The organism is Arthrobacter sp. PM3 (genome assembly GCF_003352915.1).
Classification (GTDB): domain Bacteria; phylum Actinomycetota; class Actinomycetes; order Actinomycetales; family Micrococcaceae; genus Arthrobacter.
Genome location: NZ_CP022314.1, coordinates 3,210,713 through 3,236,087, shown reverse-complemented (window position 1 = coordinate 3,236,087; position 25,375 = coordinate 3,210,713). Strand labels below are relative to the sequence as shown.

Below are 25,375 nucleotides of genomic sequence, written 5' to 3'. Positions count from 1 at the left end.
ACAATCCTTGGTCCAGATCCCCATCCGCGCCTATCCTGCGCCGGCCTGGCTCCGGGGAAGTGAGCCAGGACAACAACCGGATGGGCGGCTGGAGATCTCGATCAAGGAACGTTTTTGTGCTGATGGGTCAGTGGGGTTCAGAGAATCCCCGGGATTGCGTCGTCGGTTTCCGAGAAGGCGGTTTCCTTTTCGGCCAGGTACTCATTCCAGGCCTGGGCGTCCCAGATCTCCGCCCGGGATCCCGCGCCGATGACGGCGAGTTCCCGGCCAAGACCTGCGTACTCCCGGAGCGCCGGCGGAATCGTCACGCGCCCCTGCTTGTCAGGTACCTCGTCCGAGGCTCCAGAGAGGAAAACACGGATGTAGTCACGTGCCTGCTTGGAGGAAATTGGAGCCTCCCGCATCTGCTCGTGAACCCGGCCGAATTCCGCCTCACTGAAGACGTAGATGCAACGTTCCTGGCCCCTTGTGAGAACCAGCCCGCCGGCAAGTTCCTCGCGGAACTTGGCGGGGAGGATAATTCGACCTTTTTCGTCCAGACGCGGCGAATGTGTGCCGAGAAACACGGCCCACCGCCTGTCTGTTCTAGGAAGTCCAACGTCCCCTGTGCTGCCACTACCCTCTTACGCCCTCCACATTACTCCACATCGCTCCACAGTCAACGACACGCCCGGGATGTTTGGACGAATTTGCGGATGTTTATTCCTTTTCTTGGCTGTATTTGCAAGGAAAAGGGTCTGGTGGGGGAAAGTGGAGCGCTTTTGGCTGCTTGCGGCGGCCGCCGGCGCACGGTTGGGCCCTGGCGGGGTGCGGCAACCCGGAATTCCGCGGCCCGGCGTCGTTTTGCCGCGCCGGTGCCGAAAAAGAGACATTAAACGGCAAAAGACCCGCCGTAGCGGGTCTCGCGCCGTACCCCCGGCGGACCGGTGGCGGAAAGTGGAGGGCTTAGACAGCGATCATGCGGGGCTCAGGATTCGCCCTTGTGCCGTTCATCCCAGCGCTGCTCCAGATTGCTCATGAAAGAACTCCGCGGCTTGCCCTGTTTTCGGCCGCCGGCCCTGGCCTTGCGGACGGCCGAACTGCGCATGGTGGCGTAGTACACGCCGGCACCCATGACCACGAAGCCCAGCACCCCGACAAAGATGTTTTGCATCGACACCCCGACCAGCAACAGCAGGACTCCTGCAAGAGTCCCCAGCACGCCGATGACAAGGTGGCGGGTGGACCAAGATCGGCCGGGGACCGATCCCATGGAACTCGCGAACTTGGGATCGTCTTCATGTAGCTGCTTCTCAAGTTGCTCCAGCAACTTCTGTTCGTGCTCCGAGAGCGGCATCACGACCTCCTCAAGTCTGCCAACGTCCTGACTTGACGTGGCCATTGCCCTAATCCCCTAACGCCCGGGATTGTGAAGTGGTTCCCCGCCACCGCCTTTGGTGACAGGGGGAACTCTACAGTCCCGTGCCGGTCTTCAGCTCGCCAGGTCGGTGCCCAAGTTGGCCCCCAAACAAGTTAGTCCCCACACCATCGATCCAGTCGTCCTAAACCTAGGTATTAATAAGGATAGATTGTCGGGGCCCGTTCTGAAAGACAGTCTTAAGGCCCTGTCGGGGCCGGAATTGCCCGCAATTTCTGCTGCTGCGAACCGGAGCTCATTCAGTGGGGCGCCCGGGGTCCAGGAGCCGGGCCGGCAGCACCGATTTGTTGCCGAATTTCCGGGTCACGGCGTCCAGAGCCTGTTCAGCGGCCCGCCAGTTGTCGTCCCGGCGGTCCAGGCTGAGCTGCAGCGGGGCGTCTGCGGCAACTTCGAGCTGCTCGGCCCGGATGCCCACGAGCCGCACAGTCATGGGCCGATCGCCGACCGACTCCAAAAGCTGCACGGCTACTGCGTACAGGAGCTGGGCACTGTCGATCGGAGTGCCCACGGTGCGGCTGCGCGTGATTGTGGAGAAGTCGGCGTAGCGCAGCTTCAGCGCTACTGTGCGGGCATGCATTCCGGAGCTGCGGAGACGCTCCGCGGTGCGGTGCGAAAGCCGCAGCAGCTCCCGGTGGAGCAGGGCGTCGTCGGCGGTGTCCGTGGCGAAGGTCTCTTCCGCACCGATGCTCTTTTCCGGCCGCACCGGTGTCACGGGGCGCGGATCAATGCCCCACGAAAGCCGGTAGACGTGTTCTCCCGTGGCACCCAGCAGCTTCCGCAGCGAGGGCAACGGCGAGGCGGCGACATCCGCCACGGTCCGGATACCCTTCCGGGCGAGGACCTCGACCGTCTTGCTGCCGATTCCCCAGAGCGCGCTGACGGGAAGGCTGTGCAGGTACGGAACGGTTTCCTCCGGCCCGATCAGCAGCAGTCCGTCCGGTTTGCACCGGGTGGAGGCGATCTTGGCCACAAACTTACTGGGGGCAATTCCCACCGACGCCGTGATTCCCAGTTCGCGGGCAACGCGCTCCCGGATCAGCGCGCCGATCTCCAGCGGCGGACCCAGCCGTCTGATGGCTCCCCCGACGTCCAGGAACGCCTCGTCCACGCTGAGCGGCTCCACGAGATCCGTAATGGAACCAAAGATGGCCATGATCTGGCCGGAGACCTCGTAGTAGAGCTTATGCCGGGGTTCGATGATGACAGCCGAAGGGCACATCCGCGCCGCAACCGCCATGGGCATGGCCGACCTAACGCCGAACGCCCTGGCCTCATAGGAAGCCGAAAGCACGACGGACCGCTCCGCCGGATAGCCCACAATGACGGGTTTGCCCTTCAGCGCGGGCCGGCTGCGCAGCTCTACCGAGACGAAGAAGGCGTCCATGTCAACGTGCATGATGCTGCTGCGCCTGAGTTCGCGCAGTGATTCCTCGCTCAGGCGCCCGGGAGCCGGCGCCCCGGCGGGTGCCGTCCCGCCGGCCGCATCCTGGCCACCCGCGCGTTTGTCTGCCTGCATCTCCGGGTGTCTGTCTGCGCGTATCTCTGCGTGTTTGTCTGCGTCCGGCCCCACGGCTTCAATCCTATGCCCGGGGACTGACTAAACTGGAGGCTGATTCCGCGTCAATACCAGGAGGAAAATCCCTGTGAAGGTTTTTGGACAGCGCAAACGTGCCACGGCGGCCATCGCGGCGGCGGGCGCGCTATTGGCCTTGGCCGCATGCACGCCGGCCGGCACAGCGGCCCCGGAGTCGTCGTCGACGTCGGCACCGGCACCGGCACCGGCACCGCAGTCCTCCACCACAGCTCCCCCGAGCCCTTCGGCCCAGCCCGGCACCTCCGCCACCGTCGGCGCGCTGGTTCCCGGTTTCCCGCAGGCGCTCCTGCCGCTCATGCCCGGGGCGAAGCTGGTTTCGAGCAGTTTTGACAAGACCACCGTGCCGGCAACGGTGGCCCTGGTCGGCAGCATCACCGCACCCTCCGCCAATGTCCTGGCCTTCTACACCAAGGGCCTGGAAGCACAGGGCTTCAAGGCGGTGCCCGGGGAAACCGTGGGCACCGTGCCGTCCAAGGACTTCCTGCGCGGGGACAACGAGACCGTCAACATCGCCGTGGTGGAAACGTCCGGCGTGTCCACGTTCACGATCGGCGCCAACGTCGCTGCCGAGTCCGTCAAGTGACGCTCGCTGAACAGCTGCGGCTTGAGCAGACGGCTTACGTGGCCGCCGTCGCCGGCAAGCTGACGGACTTCCTCAGCAGCCGCCAGGCTGTCATGTCCTCGATCTCCCAGGACATTGACCCGCTGATGGGTTCGATCTCGAACCTGGTCACGGGCGGCAAACGGCTCCGGGCACTCATGTGCTACTGGGGGTGGCGCGGTGCCGGCGGAGAAGCGGGAGCCGCGGAAGTGGTGACGGCCGGCTCGGCGCTGGAACTGTTCCAGGCCGCCGCCCTGATTCACGACGACATCATTGACCGTTCGGACACCCGGCGCGGCGGCCCCAGCGTGCACCGCAGGTTCAGCCAGCTGCATGAGACCCAGGGCTGGGCGCTGGACAGCGAGCGGTTTGGCCATGCCGCCGCGATCCTGACCGGCGACCTCTGCCTGTCGTTCAGCGAGGAATCCTTCACCGAAATCGGGCATCGCGCGGCCTCGGGCAGCCCGGCACGGCTCATCTTCAACCTCATGCGCGCCGAAGTGATGGCCGGGCAGTACCTCGACATCCTGGAAGAGGTCGCCGGACCCAGGCGGGACCGTGCCGGCGCCGTCAGCCGGGCCCAGTCGATCATCCGGTTCAAGTCCGCCAAGTACTCCACCGAACACCCGCTCGCGCTGGGCGGTGCCCTGGCCGGCGCCGGCGACGAGCTCCTGCGCGGCTATTCCGCCTTCGCCCTGCCGCTCGGCGAAGCGTTCCAGTTGCGGGACGATGTCCTGGGCGTCTTTGGCGACCCGGTCACCACCGGCAAGCCCGCCGGGGACGATCTCCGTGAGGGCAAGCGCACGGTCCTCGTGGCGTTCGCCCTGGACCAGGCCTCACCGGCGGAGTCGGAGTTCATCGACGCGAAGCTGGGCAACCCCGATCTCAGCGACCCCGACATCGAAGAGATCCGTCGGATCATCGTGGACTGCGGTGCGCTGCAGGCCACGGAGGTACTGATCGAGGAGTTCGGGAAGTCCGCGTTTGCCGCCCTGGATCTCCTGCCGCTGGAGGACCTGCCCAAGACCGCGCTCCGCAAACTCGCAGAGGCTGCCGTCAGCCGCGCCGCCTGATACCCGGATACGCCGCGGGCCGTGCACAGCGGCGCGCGCTGCACACGGCCCGCAAGGGTACGTGCTGTGCCGGTTCACTCAACCCGGCGGATGGATGCCTACGTCATTGGTGCCGGCCCCGTGAGAGCCGGCGGGGGCCGCTACCAGGCCAGGGACTGCGCCCGGCGGCGGATTTCGGTCTTGCGGCCTTCGCGGAGGGCATCGATGGGCCGGCCGCGCAGGGATTCGTCCGGAGTGAACAGCCAGTTGATCAGTTCCTCGTCCGAGAACCCCGCGTCGGAAAGGACCACGATGGTGCCTTTCAGGCTCTCCACGGCGTGGCCGTCCTGGATGAAAGCCGCCGGCACAGACCGGATGCGCCGGTCGCCGATCCTCATGGCCGCCAGCGCACGCTCGTCCAGCAGTGCATGGACCTTAGTAATAGGTACGTTCAGAAGCTCAGCAACATCGGGCAGGGGCAGCCATTCGCCCACGAGGCTTTCTACATTACTCACGGATAAAGATTGCCACGCCCGGCGCCCCGGCGCCTAGTCGGCACCCCAGGAATGGCAAGCGAAATGGCAGGCGAAATGACAGGGACCGCTTCAGCTGCGGGCCATGCCGCGGGAGCGCAGGCATGCAACGGGGAAGCCGTCCGGCCGACACTCCGTCGAGGTCGCGTTTGGGAAATGTCAAACAGTTCTTGTGCTAATTGCCAATTCATGAGACATTCACATAGATCACATTTGTAACAGCAATAACTTTTGTCACACTGGTAACACCAGTTGTACCGGCCAGACCGCAGCGTTGCCGCTGAGAAGAGGATCTTTCCAATGACGACCTCACGTTCGCCACAGCACCACCCGAGGCCCAGCCTGCCGCTGATTGCTGCGACGACGGCTGCGCTGCCCGCCGTCGTGCTTTCCTCACTGGCGATCGCCCAGCCCGCCGCGGCCGAAGCGAAGGCGCGCACCATTCCGGCGACCCTCGCCGCCGCCATGCGCGCCCAGGCGAAGGCGGACGTAGCCACGTCCCTCAAGGCGGCTGTGATCCCCGCCGCTGCCGTTCCGGCAACCCTGCCCGGGGCCCTGCAGCCGGCCAAGCAGGCTGTTCCGGCCCAGTACACGATCGCCCGCGGCGACACCATCAGCGCCGTTGCCGGCCGGTTCGGCCTGGATACCTACGCCGTGCTCAAGCTGAACAACCTGCAGGCAAACACCATCATTTACCCCGGGCAGAAGATTAAGCTCACCGGCTCGACGGCGGCCCCCGCCCCGTCCGCCACTGCCTCCGCTCCGGCCGTCAAGCCCGCCTCGTCCGGCGGCAGCGTCTACGTCGTGAAGGCAGGCGACACCCTCAGCGGCATCGCCGCCCGCCACGGAGTGGGGCTTTCCGAAGTCTTCAAGTGGAACGGGCTCAACATGGGCTCGATCATCTACCCCGGCCAGAAGGTCAAGGTCGGCGGCGGCTCCAGCACTCCGGCGCCGACGGCTCCCGTTGCGGCCACGCCCGCCCCGGCAGCGCCGGCGACGAAGCCCGCCGGTTCCGCGTCCTACACGATCAAGGCCGGCGACACCCTCTCCGGCATCGCGGCACGCAACAGCGTCCGGCTCTCGGACGTCCTGTCCGCCAACCGGCTGACGATGTCCAGCATCATCTACCCGGGCCAGAAGCTTGTCATCCCGGGCGCGTCGACGATCGCACCGGCGTCGAGCACGCCGGCCACCACGGCGCCGCTGGTGCCCAGCTCGTTCCTCGGCTTCACCTACCCGGCCGCCGTGGTCAGCTCGGCCAACCAGAACAAGGCACTGCTCAACGCCTCCCCGGTCCCCACCCGCGAACAAATGAAATCGATCGTGGCGGACACGGCCCGGCGCATGGGCGTGGACTCGAGCCTGGCCCTGGCGTTTGCCCTACAGGAATCCGGCTTCGACCAGCGCGCGGTCTCCCCGGCCAACGCGATCGGCACCATGCAGGTCATCCCGTCCTCGGGCCAGTGGGCCTCCGAGCTCGTGGGCCGCAAGCTGAACCTGCTGGATCCGTACGACAACGCCACGGCGGGAATCGCGATCATCCGCCAGCTGGTCCGCACCAGTTCCGATCTGGACAACGCGATCGCCGGTTACTACCAGGGCCAGTACTCGGTGAGTCAGAACGGCATGTACGAGGACACCAAGGCTTACGTTGCCGCCATCAACGCCAACCGGACGCTGTTCCGCTAAACTGGCTGCACACGCCGGGCTCCCGCCTCGCGGACCCTGACGCTACGGGCCCGGATCGCATGTTGATCCGGGCCCGTTTCGCTCCAGCGACTACGATTGTATGGTGCAGGAATACGTGTCGGATGCTCTCGTCGGGAACCTGGTGGATAACCGCTACCGGGTTCAATTCAGGCTTGCCCGCGGCGGGATGTCCACCGTGTACCTCGCCACGGACCAGCGTCTGGAGCGTGATGTCGCCCTCAAGGTGCTGCACCCCCATCTGGCCGACGACCCGCAGTTCCTGGACCGGCTGGGCCGCGAAGCCAAAGCCGCCGCCCGGTTGTCGCACCCGCACGTGGTCGGCGTCCTGGACCAGGGCGAAGACGGCCGCCTGGCCTATCTGGTCATGGAGTTCATCAAAGGCCACACGCTGCGGGACGTCCTCAACGACAAGGGCGCACTGTCCCCGCGGCTTGCCCTCGCGCTGATCGATCCGGTGGTCGAGGGACTCGGCGCCGCGCACGCCGCCGGTCTGATCCACCGCGACATCAAGCCGGAAAACGTCCTGATCGCCGATGACGGGCGGATCAAGCTCGGTGACTTCGGCCTGGCCCGGGCTATCTCGACGTCCACGAGCACCGGCGCCCTGATCGGGACCGTCGCGTACCTCTCCCCCGAACTCGTCCTCGGCAAGCAGGCCGACGCCCGCAGCGACATCTACTCGGTGGGCATCATGCTCTACGAGATGATCACCGGGCGGCAGCCCTTCGACGGCGACGTGCCCATCCAGGTGGCGTACCAGCACGTGAACTCCACCGTGGACGCCCCTTCCGTCCACGTGCCGGGGCTGGCCGCCGAAATCGACGAACTCGTCCAGTGGTGCACGGACCGGGATCCGGACAAGCGCCCCGTCGACGGGAACGCCCTGCTGTCCGAACTCCGGCACATCAGGACCAACCTCAGCGACGCCGAACTCGACCTGCAGCCACCGGCTGCCGTCCACCCGGCCATGGCCGCACCGCCGGCCCGGCCGCCAGCCTCGGCCGCCGCGGCGGCGGCGGTGTTCGCGGCCTCCGGCGCACAGGACACCGCCCACGCCCGGCCGCCTGCCGACCTCCCCGCCGAATCGCCGACCGAGGTGTACGGCAGCCTGCAGCAGCCCACCGAGATGATCTCGCGCAGCAGCGGGAACCCGACCACGGTGATGACGAACGCCCCGAAGCGTCCGGCCTACGGCCCGCTGTCCACCCCGGACGAGGCGGCGGACGAGCTCGCGTACCAAGGAGGTGCAGGGTTCGACGGGAGCGGGTTCGACGGGAGCGGGTTCAACGGCGGGGCGGACGCCGCCGCCCCCAGCAAGCGGACCCAGCGCAAACTCGACCGGGACGAGGAAAAGGCGCGCCAGCGCGCCGCGGCCACGCCCACCAAGACCCTGCACCAAGGCAACGCCCGCCGCCGCGGCATGCTCTGGCTCGTCCTGCTGGTCCTCGCGGCGCTGCTCGCCGCCGTCGCCGGCTGGTTCTTCGGCATGGGACCGGGATCGCCGGGCACCATACCTCCGGTGGCGAACAAGACCGTCGCGGAGGCGCAGGACCTGCTGCGCACCGCCGGATTCCAGTCCACCGTGAAGGATGTGTTCGACGACGACGTCTCCCCCGGGCTCGTGGTCGGCTCCGAGCCGAATGCGGGCGAAGTCATCCGGAAATTCCAGCCCGTTTCCCTTGCCGTTTCCAAGGGCCCGCAGCTGTTTCCGCTGCCGAACCTCACCGGCAAGACCCTGGACGAGGCCAAGACCGCCTTGAACGCCGCCGAAATGGCCTTGGGCCCGGTCACCGAGACATACGATGAGACAGCGCCTGCCGGCACCGTCCTTGCCCAGGCTCCGCGAAGCGGCAATCCCGTCCGGCACGGGACGCCGGTGGGGCTGACGGTCTCGAAGGGACCGCAGCCCATCCCGGTTCCCGATGTCCGCGGCCAGGAGCAGGGCGCGGCGGTCAAGGCCCTCGAGGCTGCCGGGCTGAAGGCCGTTGTGGCCCCGGACCCGGTTAATGACCGCAACGTCCCGAAGGGTGCAGTAGTGGCGCAGGATCCGGCCTCCGGCAACCTGACCAAGGGCGGAACCGTGACCTTGACGATCTCCAAGGGCCCGAAGCTGGTGCAGGTGCCGAGCTACATCGGCAAGCAGGCCACGGATGCCCGGAAAGCCCTTGAGGACCTCGGCTTCCAGGTCAAGATCGACAACATCCTGGGCGGATTCTTCGGAACGGTCCGCGCGCAGGACCCGGTGGACACGGCTGTCCCGGAAGGCTCCGTCATCACGCTGACGGTGGTCTGAGCCAAGAAGCTTCCGGCCCGGAACACCCCGGCACCACGTAAAAAAGGCTCCGCCCGGCTGGTCCAGCCGGGCGGAGCTTCGTGCTTCTACAGCTCAGCGCTTGGCGAGGGCTCCCGCTACCAGGAACGCCATTTCGAGCGACTGCATGTGGTTCAGGCGCGGATCGCAGACGGATTCGTAGCGGTCCAGGAATGCCTCCTGGTCGATCGGGTCGGCCCCGCCGAGGCATTCGGCGACGTCGTCGCCGGTCATTTCCACGTGCAGGCCGCCGGGGACGGTGCCGAGCGCGTGGTGGACCTCGAAGAATCCGCGGACTTCATCGATGACGTCGTCGAAGTTGCGGGTCTTATAGCCGTTGGGCGAGGTGACGGTGTTGCCGTGCATGGGGTCGGTGACCCAGAGGACCTGCGCGCCGGAGGCGGTGACCCGCTCAACGACTGCGGGCAGCTTCTCGCGAATGTTGCCGGCGCCCATCCGGGTGATGAAGGTCAGGCGGCCGGGCTCCCGGTTCGGGTCCAGCTTGTCGATCAGGCGCAGGGCGTCGTCGCCAGTGGTGGAGGGGCCGAGCTTCACGCCGATGGGGTTGCGGACGCGGGAGAGGAAGTCGACGTGCGCGTGGTCGAGCTCACGGGTGCGCTCCCCGATCCACAGGAAGTGTGCCGAGGTGTCATAGGGCAGCCCGGTGCGTGAATCGATGCGGGTCAGGGCACGCTCGTAGTCCAGCAGCAGGGCCTCGTGGCTCGCGTAAAACTCCACGCGCTTGAGCGCTTCGAAGTCGGCGCCGCAGGAGGACATGAACTTGATGGCGCGGTCGATGTCACGGGCGAGCGACTCGTAGCGGGCGTGCGCGGGGTTTTCGGTGAAGCCCTTGTTCCACTGGTGCACCAGGCGAAGGTCGGCGAACCCGCCCTGGGTGAAGGCCCGGATCAGGTTCAGGGTTGATGCCGAGGTGTGGTAAGCCTTCAACATCCGGCTGGCGTCGTGTGCGCGGGACTCGGGCGTGAAGTCGTAGCCGTTGACAATGTCGCCCCGGTACGCCGGGAGGGTGACGCCGTCGCGGGTTTCATCGTTGGAGGAACGCGGCTTGGCGAACTGGCCCGCCATGCGGCCCATCTTGATCACGGGCATGGCCGCGCCGTAGGTCAGGACAACGGCCATCTGCAGGATCGTCCGGACCCGGGCACTGATCTTGTCCGCTGTCGCGGCTTCGAACGTCTCGGCGCAGTCGCCGCCCTGGAGCACGAACGCCTTGCCCTGCGCGGCGTCGGCCAGGCGGTCACGCAGGATGTCCACTTCGCCGGCAAACACGAGCGGCGGAAGGACGGAAAGTTCCTTGACGGACGCTTCGAAGACTGCGGGGTCCGACCACGTGGGCTGCTGCGAGGCCGGGAGCTCCCGCCAGTTGTCCAGTCCGGGATAGTTGGCGGCTCCGCTCTGGGCGGTGCTGGTCAGCGGGGAAACTGGTTTCTCAGATAGCTCGGTCACCATCTAAGGATAGTTGCACCGTGCCTCTTCGGCGCTCCCGCCTGTCATTGACCGCCGGGTTTCCGTCATATGGGAACGAGGGCATCCCGGAGCGGGACGCTTAGGCGGTTCCGGACGCTGCCGGGCCGTCTTCCCCCGCGTCCTGCGCCTTGCCGGCCAGGCGCAGTTTCACGGCGGCGGCGTACTCGTCCACGTACTCCTGGCCGGAGAGCCGCATGAGTTCGTACATGATCTCGTCGGTCACCGACCGCTGGATCAGCCGGTCATCCTCCATCCCGTAGTAGCGGCTGAAGTCGAGGGGTTCGCCGAAGATCATGCCGATGCGGCGGATGTTGGGCACTCTCTTGCCGATCGGCTGGACTTTATCCGTGCCGATCATCGCCACGGGGATCACCGGGACGCGGGCCTGCAATGCGAGCCGGGCCACGCCCACCTTGCCGCGGTAGAGGCGCGCGTCGGGGCTGCGTGTCCCCTCCGGGTAGATGCCCAGGAGCGAGCCGTTCCGGAGCACGTCCATGCCGGCGTCCAGGGACTGCGCGGACGCCGCTCCCCCGGACCGGTCCATGGGGAGCTGGTTGGTGAGCCGGAAGAAGGCGGCCGTCAGCCTGCCCTTGATGCCGGTGCCGGTGAAGTACTCGGACTTCGCCAGGAACACCACCGGGCGCGGCACCATGACCGGCATGAAGATCGAATCGGAAAAGGAGAGGTGGTTCGAGGCCAGGATCGCGGCGCCTTCGGCCGGGACATTGTCGAGACCCTTGACCCAGGGCCGGAACAACAACTTCAACACCGGTCCCAGGACAAACGTCTTCATGAACCAATAAAACACTCGGTGACCTCTCCGGAAGGCGGCTGGCCGGCCGCCCGGATCGGGTCCGGCCAGGACTTCAATGGACACCTTACTCTAGTGAGTTTTGTCGCCAAGGGTGACACGATGGGCTCATGACTGAAAGCAGTACTTCCCCGGCGCCCGCCGCTTTCAGCTACCCCGGGCACGGCGCCAACGCGCGGACCGGTGTGGCAGTCTGCCATGGCTTCACGGGCAGTCCGCTCAGCGTCCTGCCGTGGGCCCGGCACCTCGCCGGCCTCGGCTTCGCGGTGTCGGTTCCGCTGCTTCCCGGTCACGGCACCCACTGGCGCGACCTCGCCCGGCAGGGTTGGCAGGACTGGTACTCCGGCTTCGAAACGGCTTACCTGGACCTGGCCGCCCGTACCGCGGACTGCTACGTCGCCGGCCTGTCCATGGGCGGAACGATCGCCCTGCGCACCGCGGCGCGCCACAATGTGGCCGGGGTCGCGGTGGTTAATCCCGGCCTGAGCTTCTACGACCGCAGGGTCAGGTACGTCGGGCTGCTCAAGTATCTCCAACGGACCACCACGCCCATACAAGAGGAGAGTTCCACCGCCGCCGTCACCGACGACGGCGACTACTCGCTGACGCCGCTGGCGGCCGTCCACCAGTTGCGCCGGCTGTTCTCCGCAACGCTGCGGGAGCTGCCGGCTGTCCAGGCACCGGTGCTGGTCTTCAAGTCGGACACCGACGCCGTCGTGCCGCCGTCGTCCCTGGTACTGCTGCGCCGGCGCCTGGGATCGCGGAACCTCAAGGTGTTGCGGCTCCCGCACAGCGGACATGTTGCCACCCTCGACGCCGACGCCCCGCTAGTCTTTGAACAATCAGTCAGCTTTTTCCTTGAGCATGTCCGCTCCACAACGCCGCCCGCAGCCCCCTCGGAGACCCCATGAGCATTGTTCCGGACCCATCGCCCTTCAGCAGCCCGTTCACGGGCGCCGGTCCCCGGACCGGCGTTGTGGTGTCCCATGGCTTCACCGGCAGCCCGCACAGCGTGCGGGAGTGGGCGCAGTCGCTGGCCGGCGCCGGGTTCGCCGTCCGGCTGCCGCTGCTGCCGGGGCACGGGACGAGCTGGCAGGAGCTGGCGCGGACCCGCTGGCAGGACTGGCACGAAGCCCTGGACGCGGCCTACCTGGAACTGGCGGCGGAGTGTGACGTCGTGGTCGTGGCCGGGCTGTCGATGGGCGGCACCCTGGCCCTGCGGATCGCCGCGACCCGCCCGGTGGCGGGGGTGGTGGCGGTCAACCCCGGCCTGGTGATCGATGACCCCCGGGCCCCGCTGGCCGGCGTCCTGAAGTTCGTCCTGAAGAGCACCCCGGCAATCGCCAACGACATCCTCAAACCCGACACGGACGAGGGCGCCTACCCGCGGACCCCGGTGGCCGCCGCGCACGAACTCAACAAGATGTTCAAGGACACCGTGCGGCTCCTTCCCCGGATCACGGCACCCGTGCGGGTCTACCGTTCGGCGGTGGACCACGTGGTGTCCGAAACCAGCATGGCCGCCCTGCGCCGCGGCTTGACCAACGCCCCGCTCGAAGTGCTACCGCTCGACAACAGCTACCACGTGGCCACGATGGACAACGACGCCGCCGAGATCTTCCGGGGCACGGCCGAGTTCGTCCGGTCCGTGGCGCTGCCGGGCCGTCCGGATGCTGCCGGTGCCGTCCGGAAGGACACCTCCCATGACTAAGCCTGACCCCAGCGTCCCGGACCCGGGAACCCCTGACGACGACGCCGTCTGGCTGGACCTTGTCGCCAGGCTTGAAGGGGTCGGCGAATACGGGACGGACAGCGCGGACGGGCCCCACGGCGAAGACACGGCGGCCGGCGACGGCAGTCCGGCCGGCGGCGACGGGACAGACAGCAAGCCGGCACCCGGAGAACCCGTGGCAGACGCCAGCGGGAGCGGCGCCGGTATAGCGAGGACATTCCGCGACTTCGATCCGCTGGGGCTCGCCGGGACGGCGCCCATCGAACTCTCAGCCGCGGAACGGCTTTTCCCGGGCCGGCAGACGGCAGGCGGCGCCGGGGAGCCGGCCGCCGCGTCCGGCCCCCGCGACTATGAGCCGGAGGACGACGACGGCGCGTTTGTCCCGGAAGAGCCGCCGAGCCTGGCCGGCGCCGATCCCCTGACGGTCCTGGCCTGGATTGGCGCCGTGGGCGGTCCGATCGCGCTCGTGCTTGCGGCGATGTTCTGGCGGTCGGCTCCGCTGCTGGCGATCCTCGGCATCGTGGTCATTTTCGCAGCTTCGGTGGTGTTCCTGATCATGAAGCTGCCGGGCGAGAAGGACGAGCACGACGACGGGGCGCGCGTCTAGCTCTGCCGGTTGTCTTCCGGTGCCGGACCGTTAGAGGACGGGCACCGGAGGGGTCGCGAGGTTAGGTGTGCATCCGGCTGCTGACCCGGGAAAGGTCGGCTGCGCCGATAAGCCCGGCGTTGGGCCCCAGGGCGGCGAGCTCGATTTCCGCCGCGGGCCGGAAGCCACGGCCGGTGAGGTTGCGTGCGAACGCCTTTCGGGCCGGCGCGACGAGGAGCTCGCCCGCGTCGCACAGTCCGCCGCCGATCACGAACTTTCCCGGGTCCAGGGCGGCGGCCAGGTTCGCCAGGCCGAGGCCGAGCCATTCCCCGACGTCCTCGATGAGCTCCCGGGAGGTCGGGTCCCCCGCTTTGGCCAGCTCCGTGACGATCACGCCCGTAATGCGGCTCACGTCACCGTCCACGGCCTTGAGCAGCTCCTGGGCCACCGGGGAGTTGGCGGCGGCGAGCTCCCGGGCTTCGCGGCCGAGCGCATTGCCGGAGGCGTACTGCTCCCAGCAGCCCCGGTTGCCGCACTCGCACCGGTGGCCGCCGGGCATGATGATCTGGTGGCCGAACTCCCCCGCCACCCCGAACCGGCCGCGTTCGAGCCGGCCGTCCATCACCATGGCGCCGCCGATCCCGGTGCCCAGGGTGATGCAGACCAGCCGGCTCTGTCCCTGCCCGGCGCCGAAGCGCCATTCCGCCCAGGCGGCGGCGTCGGCGTCGTTGGTCAGCAAAACGGGCCGGCGCAGCAGCCGCTGCAGGTTGTCGCGCAGCGGTTCATTGCGCCACGCCAGATGCGGGCTGAACAGCACTGTAGCGCCGTCGAGGTCCATCCAGCCGGCCGCGCCGATGCCAACCGACCAGATCCTGTGCCCGGCACCCAGTTCCTCGACGAGCTCTACGATCACCTGCTCCACGGCACGCGGGTCGTTGCCCGGGGTGGAGCGCTTGGCCTGGCTAAGGATCCGGCCTTCGGCATCGACGACGCCGGCAGCCACTTTGGTTCCGCCGATGTCGACGCCGATCGCAAGGCCCTTCCGGCCGAGCCTCAGGTGTGAACGGAAATCCTGGCCGGCCGCACTGGCCGCCGCTCCGGCCAGGGTCCGGCTCCGCCACACGGCGGTCCTGGGGCGCAGGCCGGGCAGCCGGCCGGGTGTTGGTGTCTGCATGATTTCCCATTCTATTCGCCGGGACGTGCCGGCCCCCGGGAAACCGGCCGCACCATCCTGCCTGCGGCGTAGGCGGCGGCGTGGACGGCGGCCCTGACTGGCGGAACGGCGGGCCCGTCCGTAAAGTTACTCGCCAGTAGGTGTCGCAGAACACACCTTCGCGGGCCCGCATACTAGGCTTAGGCCTACCCGCTGCGGCCTATGGATACCAAAGGAGCTATCGTGCGAGAAATCATTGTCCCGCCCCTGGTGAATGTCGATCCGGACACGAACGTCACCGACCTCGTCGTGCGCCAGGCGGCCAAGGCCTCCAACCCGGCACTTTTTTCGCGGCTCGACGCAGCGGGCCAGTGGCAGGACGTCCGTGCCGCGGATTTCCTTGCCGACGCCTCCGCCCTCGCCAAGGGGCTCATGGCCAGCGGCGTGGCGGCCGGCGACCGGGTGGGCATCATGTCCCGCACCCGCTACGAATGGGCATTGATCGACTTCGCCATCTGGTTCGCCGGCGCAGTCTCCGTCCCGATCTACGAGACCTCCTCGCCCTCACAGGTGGCCTGGAACCTCGGTGATTCCGGCGCCGTGGCGGCCTTCGGCGAATCGGCACACCACGAGGACATCATCCGGCAGGCCGCCACGTCCGAAGGGCTGACCGCGCTGCAGCACGTATGGCAGCTGGCGGGCGACGGCCTGGATGAGGTCCGTGCCGCGGGAACCGGAATCAGTGACGCCGAGCTCGAGGCGCGCCGCAGCCAGGCGTCCCTGACGGACGTCGCCACGATCATCTACACCTCGGGCACCACCGGCCGGCCCAAGGGCTGCGAGCTGACCCACGGCAACTTCGTGGAGCTGTCCGAGAACGCCCTGGCCACGTCTCTGGGCACGATCGTCCATGAGCAGGCCAGGACCATCATGTTCCTGCCGCTGGCCCACGTGTTCGCCCGGTTCATCTCAGTCCTGGCCGTCGCCGCCGGTGTCACGGTGGCGCACACCCCGGACATCAAGAACCTGCTGCCGGACCTGCAAAGCTACAAGCCGACCTTCATCCTCGCCGTCCCGCGCGTCTTCGAAAAGGTCTACAACTCCGCCCTGACCAAGGCCGAGGACGGCGGCAAGGGCGCCATCTTCCACCGCGCCGCGGACACCGCGATCGAATACTCCCGCGCCCGGCAGGCCGGCAAGGTGGGGCTCGTCCTGAAGCTCAAGCACTCACTGTTCGACAAGCTCGTCTACAGCAAGCTCCGGGCCGCCATGGGCGGAGAGGTCTCGCACGCCGTGTCCGGCGGCGGCCCGCTGGGCGAACGGCTGGGACACTTCTTCCAGGGCATCGGACTGCAGATCCTGGAAGGCTACGGCCTGACCGAAACGACGGCGCCCGTCACCGTGAACACACCGGAGCTGATCAGGATCGGCACCGTCGGCGCCCCGATTCCCGGCAACGCCGTCAGGATCGCAGACGACGGCGAGATCCTCGCCAAGGGCGTCTGCGTGATGCGCGGCTACTACAAGCGCGATGATCTGTCCGCCGAAGCCTTTGTCGACGGCTGGTTCCGCACGGGAGACATCGGCCAGCTCGACGAGCAGGGCTTCCTGACCATCACCGGGCGCAAGAAGGAGATCATCGTCACTGCCGGCGGCAAGAACGTGGTTCCGGCCCTGCTGGAAGACCAGATCAGGGCGGACGCCCTCGTCTCGCAGGTCCTGGTGGTGGGAGACAACCGCCCGTTCATCGGCGCCCTGGTCACGCTGGACGAAGAGGCCCTCCCCGGCTGGCTGGGCCGCCACGGGCTGCCGGCCACGATGCCGCTGGCCGAGGCCGCCGGCAACCCGGCCGTCAAGGCCGCGGTCCAGGAGCTCATCAACCGGGCCAACCAGTCGGTGTCGCAGGCCGAGGCGATCAAGTCCTTCCGGATTGTCGCGGCGGACTTCACCGAGGCCTCAGGCCACCTGACCCCGTCCATGAAGGTCAAGCGGGCCCAGGTAATCAAGGACTTCGAGAACGTGATCGAGGAAATGTACAACGCCAAGCGTCCCACCCTCGCCTAAGCACCACTTAAACATCAACGCGGAGTCACTTCGCGCCCATCCGAGACCATCCGATGGGCTGGAAGTGACTCCGCGTTGCTGTTGGCGGGGGTTAGCCGCTGCTGCTATTCGACGACCAGCAGCAGATCCCCGCCCTGGACCTGCTCCACGGCGCCGACGGCGAGGCGTGCCACGGTGCCGGCCACCGGCGTCGTGATGGAGGCTTCCATCTTCATGGCCTCGATCGTGGCCACGGTGTCGCCGGCCTTGACCGTGTCCCCGGCCTTGACGGTCAGGGTGACGGCACCGGCGAACGGCGCGGCCACCTGGCCCGGCTGGGAGGCGTCGGCGCGTTCGGCGGCCTTGACGTTGCTCACCACGGAACGGTCGCGGACCACCACCGGACGGGACTGGCCGTTGAGCGTGCACATGACGGTGCGCATACCCTTCTCGTCCGGCTCGGAGACGGCCTCAAGCGAGGCGATCAGGCGCACGCCCTTTTCGAGTTCGATCTCGTGCTCCGCCCCGCGCTGCAGGCCGAAGAGGTAGTCGCGGGTGTCCAGCACCGAAAGGTTGCCGTAGGCCTCGACGCTCTTCTGGTAGTCCTTGGTGGGACCGGCGAAGAGCAGGCGGTTCAGGGTGCGCTGGCGGGTCTTCGAGTCCCCCTGCAGCGCGGCGCTGTCCTCAGCGCTGAGCTCCACGTCCCGGACCTTCACGGTGCGACCCTGCAGGGCCTTGGTGCGGAAGGGCTCGGGCCAGCCGCCGGGCGGGTCGCCCAGTTCGCCGGAAAGGAAGCCGATCACGGAGTCCGGGACGTCGTACTTCTGCGGGTTCTCGTTGAAGTCGGCCGGATCGGCGTTGAGGCCCACGAGGTGCAGGGCGAGGTCGCCCACCACCTTGGAGGACGGCGTCACCTTCACCAGGCGGCCGAGGATGCGGTCCGCTGCGGTGTACATGTCCTCGATCGCTTCGAACCGCTCGCCGAGGCCCAGCGCCATGGCCTGCTGGCGCAGGTTGGACAGCTGTCCGCCGGGGATCTCGTGCTGGTAGACCCGGCCCGTGGGGCCCGGCAGGCCGGACTCGAACGGCGCGTACACCCGTCGCACGGCTTCCCAGTACGGTTCGAGGGAGCAGACGCTGGCCAGGTTGAGCCCGGTGTCGCGCGGCGTGTGGGCCAGCGCGGCAACGAGGGCCGAGGCCGAGACCTGGCTCGTGGTTCCGGCCAGCGAGGCCGAGGCCACATCCACGGCGTCGACGCCGGCGTCCACTGCCGCCAGGAGGGTGGCCAACTGGCCGCCCGCGGTGTCGTGGGTGTGCAGGTGGACCGGGAGGTCGAACCGCTCGCGCAGGGCCGACACGAGGCGGGCTGCGGCGGCGGGGCGGAGCAGGCCGGCCATGTCCTTGATCGCGAGGATGTGCGCCCCGGCGTCGACGATCTTCTGCGCCAGCTCCAGGTAGTAGTCCAGGGTGTAGAGCGTCTCGTCCGGGTCCAGCATGTCCGCGGTGTAGCAGAGGGCGACCTCGGCGACAGCGGTCCCGGTGTTCCGGACCGCGCGGATGGCCGGGGCCATCTGGTTCACGTCATTGAGCGCGTCGAAGATCCGGAAGATGTCGATGCCGGTGGCCGCGGCCTCGTTGACAAACGCCACCGTGACTTCTTCGGGATAGGGCGTGTAGCCCACCGTGTTGCGGCCGCGGAGCAGCATCTGCAGGCACAGGTTCGGCAGGGCCTTGCGCAGGGCGGCGAGCCGGTCCCAGGGGTCTTCACCGAGGAACCGCAGGGCGACGTCGTACGTGGCGCCTCCCCACGCCTCGACCGACAGCAGCTCCGGGAGGAGCTTCGAGACGGCGGGTCCGGCCGCCACGAGGTCGCGGGTCCGCACCCGGGTGGCGAGCAGGGACTGGTGGGCGTCGCGGAAGGTGGTGTCCGTGACGGCGACGGCCTCCTGCGCGCGCAGGGCCTTGGCGAAGCCTTCCGGGCCGAGCTCCAGGAGCCGCTGCCGGGAGCCGGGACGGGCCGCGGCGTCGTCGAGGGCCGGGAGCTTGTCCGCCGGGTCGGTGTGGACGGTCAGCTCGCCGTTGGGCTTGTTGACAGTGACGTCGGCGAGCCAGGTCAGCAGCTTGGTGCCGCGGTCCGCCGAGACTCGGGCCTTCAGCAGCTGGGGCCGTTCGTCGATGAACGAGGTCGCGACGTCCCCGGCGACGAAGTCCGGGTCGTCCAGGACGGCCTGCAGGAAGGAAATGTTGGTGGACACGCCGCGGATCCGGAACTCGGCAAGGGCGCGGCGGGCCCGGGCAACGGCCGTCGGGTAGTCGCGGCCGCGGCAGGTGAGCTTGACCAGCATCGAGTCGAAGTGCGGGCTGATCTCCGCACCGGAGTAGACGGTACCGCCGTCGAGCCTGACACCGGCGCCGCCGGCAGAGCGGTACCCGGTGATCTTGCCGACGTCGGGGCGGAAGCCGTTGGCCGGGTCCTCCGTGGTGATGCGGCACTGCAGGGCAGCGCCCTTGAGCTGGACGGTCTCCTGGGACAGGCCCAGGTCCGCGAGGGTCTCACCGGAGGCGATGCGCAGCTGCGACTGGACGAGGTCGACGTCGGTGACCTCCTCGGTGACCGTGTGCTCCACCTGGATGCGCGGGTTCATTTCAATGAACACGTGCTGGCCGGCCCGCTCGCCCACCGTGTCGACAAGGAATTCGACCGTGCCGGCGTTGACGTAGTTCAGCGCCTTGGCGAACTTTACGGCGTCCCGGTACAGGGCCTGCCGGATGCCGTCGTCGAGGTTCGGCGCCGGGGCGATCTCCACGACCTTCTGGTGCCGGCGCTGGATGGAACAGTCGCGCTCGAAGAGGTGCATGACGTTGCCCTCGGCATCGGCCAGGATCTGGACCTCGATGTGGCGGGGGCGCAGGACGGCCTGCTCGAGGAACATAGTGGGGTCACCGAACGCGGCGTCGGCCTCGCGCATGGCGGCCTGCAGGGCCTCCGGGAGGGCTTCGCGGGTGTCCACGCGGCGCATGCCGCGCCCGCCGCCGCCTGCCACGGCCTTGGCGAAGACCGGGAAGCCGATCTCATCCGCGGCTGCGATCAGTTCGTCGAGGTCTTTCGACGGCGCACTGGACTTGAGCACCGGGACGCCGGCCTTGCGGGCGGCTTCGAGGGCGGCGACCTTGTTGCCTGCAAGTTCCAGGACTTCCGCCGGCGGGCCGACGAACGTGATGCCTGCCTCCTTCGCGGCCCGCGCCAGGCGCGGGTTCTCGGAGAGGAAGCCGTAGCCGGGGTAGATGGCGTCCGCCCCCGCCTCCTTGGCCACCCGCACCACTTCGTCGACGTCGAGGTACGCCCGGACGGGGTGCCCCTCCTGGCCGATCAGATACGCCTCGTCGGCCTTCTGGCGGTGGATCGAGTTGCGGTCCTCGTTGGGGAACACAGCGACAGTCTTGGCACCCAGCTCGTAGCCCGCGCGGAAAGCGCGAATCGCGATTTCGCCGCGGTTGGCCACCAGAATCTTAGAAAACATGCTTCTCCTGCATCATCGCGGGCATATCGGTAAGTGCTCACAGTGTCTAGGACCTGCGTCGACAAACACAAATCATTGTGGCCACCGTCACAGCATTATCCGTCACGGACACGAAGATGGGCAGGGGTTCCGGCGGAGGCGTTTGTTACCGGGCCCCGGTGGGTTCCGTCAGGTTCTGCCGCCCCGGGCACCCGATGAAACGGGTTTAGGCGGAGCATCAACATATGATGAGTGGGTGCGTGGCGCATGCACGCCCCGGCTCCGGAGTACGCGGGAGCCGGCACCACCCCGTCTCGGCAACCGGCGTTAGGTATTGGTTTTTCAAGTGCAAGTAGTGAGCATCAGCAGCCTCAAAGGCGGTGTCGGCAAGACATCCGTGACCACCGGACTGGCGTCGGCGGCTCTGGCCGCAGGCATCCCCACCCTCGTCGTCGACCTTGACCCGCACGCTGACGCCAGCACCGCACTGGGCGTCAGCCCGGAGGACCAGCTGGACATCGGCCGCATGCTGAGGTCGCCGCGGCGCGCGCACCTTGCGGACAACGTGGTTTCCAGCGGCTGGGTGGAACAGGCACGGGCCAACGCCGCAGCCCCTGTCCTTGACGTGGCCGTGGGCTCGGCCTACACCGGCATCTACGACCGGCCCGACCTCGGCCGCCGCGACCTCCGCCGGCTCTCCGCCGTCCTGGCCGGCGCCGCGACCTACGACTTGGTCCTCATCGACTGCCCGCCGTCGCTGAACGGCCTCACCCGGATGGCGTGGTCCGCGAGCGACAAGGTGGCCCTCGTCGCCGAACCCGGGCTGTTCTCGGTGGCCGGCACCGAGCGCACGCTGCGCGCCATCCAGCTGTTCCGCCAGGAGTTTGCCCCCAAGCTGACGCCGGCCGGCATCGTGGCCAACCGGGTGCGCAGCGGCTCGGCCGAGCACGCGTTCCGGCTCTCCGAGATGGAGTCCATGTTCGGCCAGTTGCTGCTGAGCCCGCACATCCCGGAGCAGGCCAACTGGCAGCAGATCCAGGGCGCCGCCCACGCCGTGCACCACTGGCCCGGCGACTCGGCCAAGAACGCGGCGGGTCTCTTCGACACCCTGCTGCAGAACCTCGTCAACCCCAACGGCCTGGCCGCCGCAGGCAGCGTCCGCAACCGCAGCCTGCGCTAGGCAACTGCCGCCACGGCACATGACTGAGGCCGCCTTCCGATGGGAAGGCGGCCTCAGTCATCCAGTCATGGGGTTGTACCAGTCATGGGGTTGTACTAGTCATGTGGTTGTACTAGCCGGTTTTGCGGGCAGCGCGGCGTTTGCTTAGCTCGTCGTCGGGAAAGGACTGGTCCGCGGCGTGTTCGCTGGGAAGGGCGGCGAGGCTTCCCTCAACTTCGCGCCAGACACGGCCGACGGCGATGCCGAACACCCCCTGGCCGCCCTGGACGAGGTCAATCACTTCGTCCGCCGAGGTGCACTCGTAGACGCTGGCGCCGTCACTCATGAGCGTGATCTGGGCCAGGTCCTCGACGCCGCGTTCCCGGAGGTGCTCGACGGCGGTGCGGATCTGCTGCAGGGAAACTCCGGTGTCCAGGAGCCGTTTGACGACCTTGAGGACAAGGATGTCGCGGAAACCGTACAGCCGCTGGGAGCCGGAGCCGGCCGCGCCGCGGACCGCGGGCTCGACGAGTCCGGTGCGGGCCCAGTAGTCCAACTGCCGGTAGGTGATGCCGGCAGCCTTGCAGGCGGTAGGGCCGCGATAGCCCGCGTCTTCGTCCAGAACGGGAAGATCCTCGGTGAACAGCAAGCCCTGGGCGCCGCTAGCGGGCACGGCAACGCCAGCCGTTGCGGACTGCTTGAGCTCGCCTGCTTCGCCTTTCGGACTCACGTGGACCCTCCTTGTCGTGAGTTCCCCCTGAATAAGATGCATCGGCAGCAATGATTTGAATAGCTGCATGACACAGACTGATGATGTCATCCGTGTAATTCAGCCGGAGGTGCACTTTCCAGTGTGACTTGCGCGGCTACCGTATGCAATGGGAACTTGTACCTCCGACGTTAGGCCTGCCGGGGCCCAAGGTCAAAGACGTTAGGGGTATTCCGCGGGCGTGTCGAAAGTTTCACTCTGCGCTGTAATGTTGCGGCCCGCGCCGCGGGCGCCGTTCAGCCTGCGAAATCCTCCGGTTCGACGTCGTCGAGGAACTCGCGGAAGCGCCGCATTTCGCCTTCTTCATCCACGGCGGGGCCAGGATGCGTGTCCTCACCCTCGTCGTGTTCGGTTATCCGCACGCCGGCCTCGTCCATGACGGCGTCAGCGCACCAGATGCGGCACTTGGCGCGCAGGGCAAGCGCCAAGGCGTCCGAGGCCCGGGAACTCACGGTGGTTCCGTTCTCGAACTGCAGCTGGCCATAGAAGATGTTGTCCTCCACGGCCACGATGTTCACGCTGACGATCGTGTGGCCCAGGGCTTCGACCACGTCCACCAGGAGGTCGTGCGTCATCGGCCGGGGCGGGACAACCCCCTGCTGGGCGAGGGCGATGGCGCTGGCCTCCGGCGTCCCGATCCAGATCGGCACGTGGCGCTCACCATGGATTTCCTTGAGCAGGACGAGCGGCTGGTTGGACGGCAACTCAATCCGTACTCCCACAATCTCCACCTCAATCATCAGATATCCATCCTTGAGATGCGGTCCTGGACCAGCGCCTGGTGAAGTGACAGGCAGAGGTCGCTGATTTCCCGCGCCGCTTCCGCGGCGCGGGCGTGGGAAGCGGCGTCCTTGCGTGAGGTCAAAGTGGCCACGGCACGCTCGACGAGACCGAATTCGCGGTCGGCAGCCGCCTGGAACGGGCGCAGGTGGCGCGGCTCCAGGCCATGGCTCTCCAGCTGGACGCATGCCCGGGCAACCTGCAGGGCGTGTTCGTCGAACTTCCCGTTGACGTGCCCGATCAGGCCGTAGCTCAGGAGCGATTCCAGGAGCGGGACGCTCGCCCCGGACTCAGCCCGGAGCTGCTCTTCGCTGAGCCGGCGGGCCCGGCCCTGGATCTCGGTGGCGAGCTCGTCGGAGACGATCCGCGGTGAGACCGTGACGCCGGCAGGCAGGTTCTCCGGCCGTTCGCCGCGGTCGATCGCGTCGAGATAGTCCTTGATCACCTTCAAGGGCAGGTACTGGTCCCGTTGGAGGGCCAGGACGAAGCGCAGGCGCTCGACGTCGTTCTCGGAATACTGCCGGTAGCCGGCAGGCGTCCGTTGCGGGTTGATGAGTCCCTTTTCTTCAAGGAACCGGATTTTTGACGCCGTCATGCTGGGGAAGTCGTCGCTCAATTGAGCCAGGACTTCCCCGATGTTCAGAACCTGGGGTCCGCGCCGGTCCGCATGTGCCGTGGCCACAGGCAGCTGCCCCGGAATCAGACGTTGCCTGCTGCGCGGGCAGGGCTCAGGTAGAAGGTGAGGCGGAACTTGCCGATCTGTACCTCATTGCCCGACTTCAGTTCCACGGCGTCGACGCGGTCGTGGTTCACGTAGGTGCCGTTCAGGCTCCCGGTGTCCACTACCTCGAAGCTGCGCGGGGTGCGCCGGAACTCAACGTGCCTGCGGGACACGGTGACGTCGTCGAGGAAGATGTCGGCGTCCGGATGACGGCCCGCCGTCGTGACGTCCGAATCCAGCAGGAACCGCGCGCCGGCGTTGGGTCCGCTGTGCGCCACGAGCAGGGCTGAGCCGAAGGGAAGGGCCTCGACTGCGGCCCGTTCCTCAACGGAGAGCTTCGGGGTGAAGTTGGGTTCATCGCGCACCGGGGTGAGGTTGATCGACGTGGTCTCCGAAGCTTTCACTCCACCCGTGCCGTAACCGTCACCGGTGTCGTTCCGTTCGTGCCCAAACATTGAGTCCTCCTCATTCGTTGCAGGTGTCCCCCCTGCAAACAACGCATGCTGTCCGGGAAAGCCTCGCAGTCCCGGGGATGAGCCATTCGGCGGGCCCGGCTTTGGCTTGTTTTCCCAACAACACTCCCCGGAGACCCGACCGAACGACCTTCCCTCTTTAGCCTACCTGCTGTTCATACTCGGATGCACTGAGAAGCGACTCGATCGCGTCGGCTTCGGCGAGCTTAATTTCAATAAGCCAGCCCTCGCCGTACGGATCCGAGTTGATGAGGGCGGAGTCGGTGTCCAGTGCCTCGTTGCGGGCCACGACCTCGCCCGACACCGGAGCGTAGATGTCGCTGACGCTCTTGGTGGATTCAACCTCGCCGACGACGTCGTTGGCCTTGATGGTGGTTCCCACCTCAGGCATCTGCGCGTAGACGACATCCCCGAGGGCGTCCTGGGCAAAATCGGTAATGCCGACGCGCACAACGCCGTCGGCGTTGGGGGCCGAAATCCACTCGTGTTCCGCGGTGTAGGACAGTTCTTCGGGAATGATGCTCATGGCGGGCCTTTCATCGGGTCAATCACCTAGGGCGGCGGCAGCCGATTGTTCAAGCCGCCGCTGAAAGTATAGGCCGATCCGGAAGCCTCAGGGCAACAGAAAACCCGGCATGACCAGCGTTAGGGCAGGAAGTACCCGGCGAGGTCGGCGATGAGCTGGGCGGAGCCGGAGGAGCGGTTGAACAGCGCCACCCGCCCGTCGGAGCCGACCGGCACGTTGGCCAGGTTGGGGACGGTCTGCCCGGTGGAGAAGTTCAGGTTCGACGCGTTGGGCCGGGCCGAACCGGACGGGTAGGCGGTGATGAAGCCGAAGGACTTCGGCGAGGTGACGGTCAGGTTGAACACCGCTGCCAGCGCACCGGTCGGGACGCCGTTGGCGCCGGCGACCTGGAATGTGACGGCGGAGTCGGCCTTGAC

Annotated in this window: 23 protein-coding genes; 9 read left to right on the top strand and 14 right to left on the bottom strand. The window is 67.5% G+C overall.

What is annotated here, in order from left to right; all coding sequences use genetic code 11:
* Positions 1-137 precede the first annotated feature (137 nt).
* The 3 genes from mraZ to dinB form a co-directional block, all read right to left on the bottom strand.
* Complete coding sequence (mraZ, locus tag CFN17_RS14770) at positions 138-566, bottom strand: division/cell wall cluster transcriptional repressor MraZ (protein WP_026266240.1); 429 nt, start codon at positions 564-566, stop codon at positions 138-140.
* A gap of 401 nt (positions 567-967) precedes the next feature.
* Entirely contained in the window at positions 968-1,336 is a 369-nt protein-coding gene (locus tag CFN17_RS14765; protein ID WP_208748511.1) for a DUF3040 domain-containing protein, read from the bottom strand.
* A 316-nt stretch (positions 1,337-1,652) separates the two neighbouring features.
* Positions 1,653-2,933, bottom strand: coding sequence for a DNA polymerase IV (gene dinB / locus CFN17_RS14760; RefSeq protein ID WP_395925227.1), 1,281 nt, complete (start codon positions 2,931-2,933; stop codon positions 1,653-1,655).
* A gap of 127 nt (positions 2,934-3,060) precedes the next feature.
* Here dinB and CFN17_RS14755 point away from each other — a divergent pair, with 127 nt between their 5' ends.
* Positions 3,061-3,594, top strand: a complete 534-nt coding sequence (locus tag CFN17_RS14755; RefSeq protein ID WP_208748510.1) for a hypothetical protein — start codon at positions 3,061-3,063, stop codon at positions 3,592-3,594.
* Positions 3,591-4,685, top strand: a complete 1,095-nt coding sequence (locus CFN17_RS14750) for a polyprenyl synthetase family protein (RefSeq protein WP_208748509.1) — start codon at positions 3,591-3,593, stop codon at positions 4,683-4,685. The genes CFN17_RS14755 and CFN17_RS14750 overlap by 4 nt, the downstream gene beginning before the upstream one ends.
* Before the next feature lie 140 nt (positions 4,686-4,825).
* On the opposite strand, the gene CFN17_RS14745 is transcribed toward CFN17_RS14750, so the two are convergent.
* A complete protein-coding gene (locus tag CFN17_RS14745) occupies positions 4,826-5,179 on the bottom strand; it encodes an Rv2175c family DNA-binding protein (RefSeq protein ID WP_208748508.1) in 354 nt (117 codons plus the stop codon).
* 318 nt (positions 5,180-5,497) lie between these two features.
* Here CFN17_RS14745 and CFN17_RS14740 point away from each other — a divergent pair, with 318 nt between their 5' ends.
* Both CFN17_RS14740 and CFN17_RS14735 read left to right on the top strand, forming a co-directional pair.
* Complete coding sequence (locus tag CFN17_RS14740) at positions 5,498-6,886, top strand: lytic transglycosylase domain-containing protein (protein ID WP_208748507.1); 1,389 nt, start codon at positions 5,498-5,500, stop codon at positions 6,884-6,886.
* Positions 6,887-6,986: 100 nt separating this feature from the next.
* Positions 6,987-9,200 carry a Stk1 family PASTA domain-containing Ser/Thr kinase gene (locus CFN17_RS14735; RefSeq protein ID WP_208748506.1) on the top strand — a complete coding sequence of 738 codons (2,214 nt, stop codon included), beginning with the start codon at positions 6,987-6,989 and terminating at the stop codon, positions 9,198-9,200.
* A 93-nt stretch (positions 9,201-9,293) separates the two neighbouring features.
* Here the strand turns inward: CFN17_RS14735 and CFN17_RS14730 are convergent, their stop codons facing one another.
* Together CFN17_RS14730 and CFN17_RS14725 are read right to left on the bottom strand one after the other, a co-directional pair.
* Positions 9,294-10,688, bottom strand: coding sequence for a class II 3-deoxy-7-phosphoheptulonate synthase (locus CFN17_RS14730; protein WP_208748505.1), 1,395 nt, complete (start codon positions 10,686-10,688; stop codon positions 9,294-9,296).
* Between the two features lie 97 nt (positions 10,689-10,785).
* Positions 10,786-11,514 carry a 1-acyl-sn-glycerol-3-phosphate acyltransferase gene (locus CFN17_RS14725; RefSeq protein ID WP_208748504.1) on the bottom strand — a complete coding sequence of 243 codons (729 nt, stop codon included), beginning with the start codon at positions 11,512-11,514 and terminating at the stop codon, positions 10,786-10,788.
* Between the two features lie 113 nt (positions 11,515-11,627).
* Between CFN17_RS14725 and CFN17_RS14720 the strand changes: the two genes are divergently transcribed.
* From CFN17_RS14720 to CFN17_RS14710, 3 genes are read left to right on the top strand one after another with little or no spacing between them, the layout of a single operon-like run.
* On the top strand, positions 11,628-12,428 hold the full coding sequence (locus tag CFN17_RS14720) for a carboxylesterase (protein WP_208748503.1): 801 nt from the start codon (positions 11,628-11,630) through the stop codon (positions 12,426-12,428).
* Entirely contained in the window at positions 12,425-13,228 is an 804-nt protein-coding gene (locus CFN17_RS14715; RefSeq protein ID WP_208748502.1) for a carboxylesterase, read from the top strand. Before CFN17_RS14720 ends, CFN17_RS14715 begins: the two co-directional genes overlap by 4 nt.
* The gene (locus CFN17_RS14710) at positions 13,221-13,856 is read left to right on the top strand and encodes a hypothetical protein (protein ID WP_208748501.1); all 636 of its coding nucleotides are present in this window, start codon (positions 13,221-13,223) and stop codon (positions 13,854-13,856) included. The genes CFN17_RS14715 and CFN17_RS14710 overlap by 8 nt, the downstream gene beginning before the upstream one ends.
* Before the next feature lie 61 nt (positions 13,857-13,917).
* On the opposite strand, the gene CFN17_RS14705 is transcribed toward CFN17_RS14710, so the two are convergent.
* On the bottom strand, positions 13,918-15,009 hold the full coding sequence (locus tag CFN17_RS14705; RefSeq protein ID WP_208748500.1) for an ROK family glucokinase: 1,092 nt from the start codon (positions 15,007-15,009) through the stop codon (positions 13,918-13,920).
* Positions 15,010-15,231: 222 nt separating this feature from the next.
* Here CFN17_RS14705 and CFN17_RS14700 point away from each other — a divergent pair, with 222 nt between their 5' ends.
* Positions 15,232-17,052 carry a long-chain fatty acid--CoA ligase gene (locus CFN17_RS14700; protein ID WP_208748499.1) on the top strand — a complete coding sequence of 607 codons (1,821 nt, stop codon included), beginning with the start codon at positions 15,232-15,234 and terminating at the stop codon, positions 17,050-17,052.
* Positions 17,053-17,156: 104 nt separating this feature from the next.
* Here CFN17_RS14700 and CFN17_RS14695 read toward each other — a convergent pair whose 3' ends face one another.
* On the bottom strand, positions 17,157-20,552 hold the full coding sequence (locus CFN17_RS14695) for a pyruvate carboxylase (RefSeq protein WP_208748498.1): 3,396 nt from the start codon (positions 20,550-20,552) through the stop codon (positions 17,157-17,159).
* A 325-nt stretch (positions 20,553-20,877) separates the two neighbouring features.
* On the opposite strand from CFN17_RS14695, the gene CFN17_RS14690 reads away from it, so the two are divergent.
* Positions 20,878-21,711, top strand: a complete 834-nt coding sequence (locus CFN17_RS14690; RefSeq protein ID WP_208748497.1) for a ParA family protein — start codon at positions 20,878-20,880, stop codon at positions 21,709-21,711.
* Between the two features lie 112 nt (positions 21,712-21,823).
* Here CFN17_RS14690 and CFN17_RS14685 read toward each other — a convergent pair whose 3' ends face one another.
* From CFN17_RS14685 to CFN17_RS14660, 6 genes are all read right to left on the bottom strand, one after another.
* A complete protein-coding gene (locus CFN17_RS14685) occupies positions 21,824-22,420 on the bottom strand; it encodes a MerR family transcriptional regulator (protein ID WP_208748496.1) in 597 nt (198 codons plus the stop codon).
* A 275-nt stretch (positions 22,421-22,695) separates the two neighbouring features.
* Positions 22,696-23,199 (bottom strand): bifunctional nuclease family protein, encoded by a 504-nt coding sequence (locus tag CFN17_RS14680; protein WP_208748495.1) that lies wholly within the window; start codon positions 23,197-23,199, stop codon positions 22,696-22,698.
* Entirely contained in the window at positions 23,199-23,921 is a 723-nt protein-coding gene (locus tag CFN17_RS14675; RefSeq protein WP_208748494.1) for a MerR family transcriptional regulator, read from the bottom strand. Before CFN17_RS14675 ends, CFN17_RS14680 begins: the two co-directional genes overlap by 1 nt.
* Positions 23,922-23,938: 17 nt before the next feature.
* Positions 23,939-24,415 carry an FHA domain-containing protein gene (locus CFN17_RS14670; RefSeq protein ID WP_208748493.1) on the bottom strand — a complete coding sequence of 159 codons (477 nt, stop codon included), beginning with the start codon at positions 24,413-24,415 and terminating at the stop codon, positions 23,939-23,941.
* A gap of 157 nt (positions 24,416-24,572) precedes the next feature.
* Complete coding sequence (gene gcvH, locus CFN17_RS14665) at positions 24,573-24,959, bottom strand: glycine cleavage system protein GcvH (RefSeq protein WP_208748492.1); 387 nt, start codon at positions 24,957-24,959, stop codon at positions 24,573-24,575.
* 119 nt (positions 24,960-25,078) lie between these two features.
* On the bottom strand, positions 25,079-25,375 hold a 297-nt coding region (locus CFN17_RS14660; RefSeq protein ID WP_222612637.1), incomplete at its 5' end, for a hypothetical protein.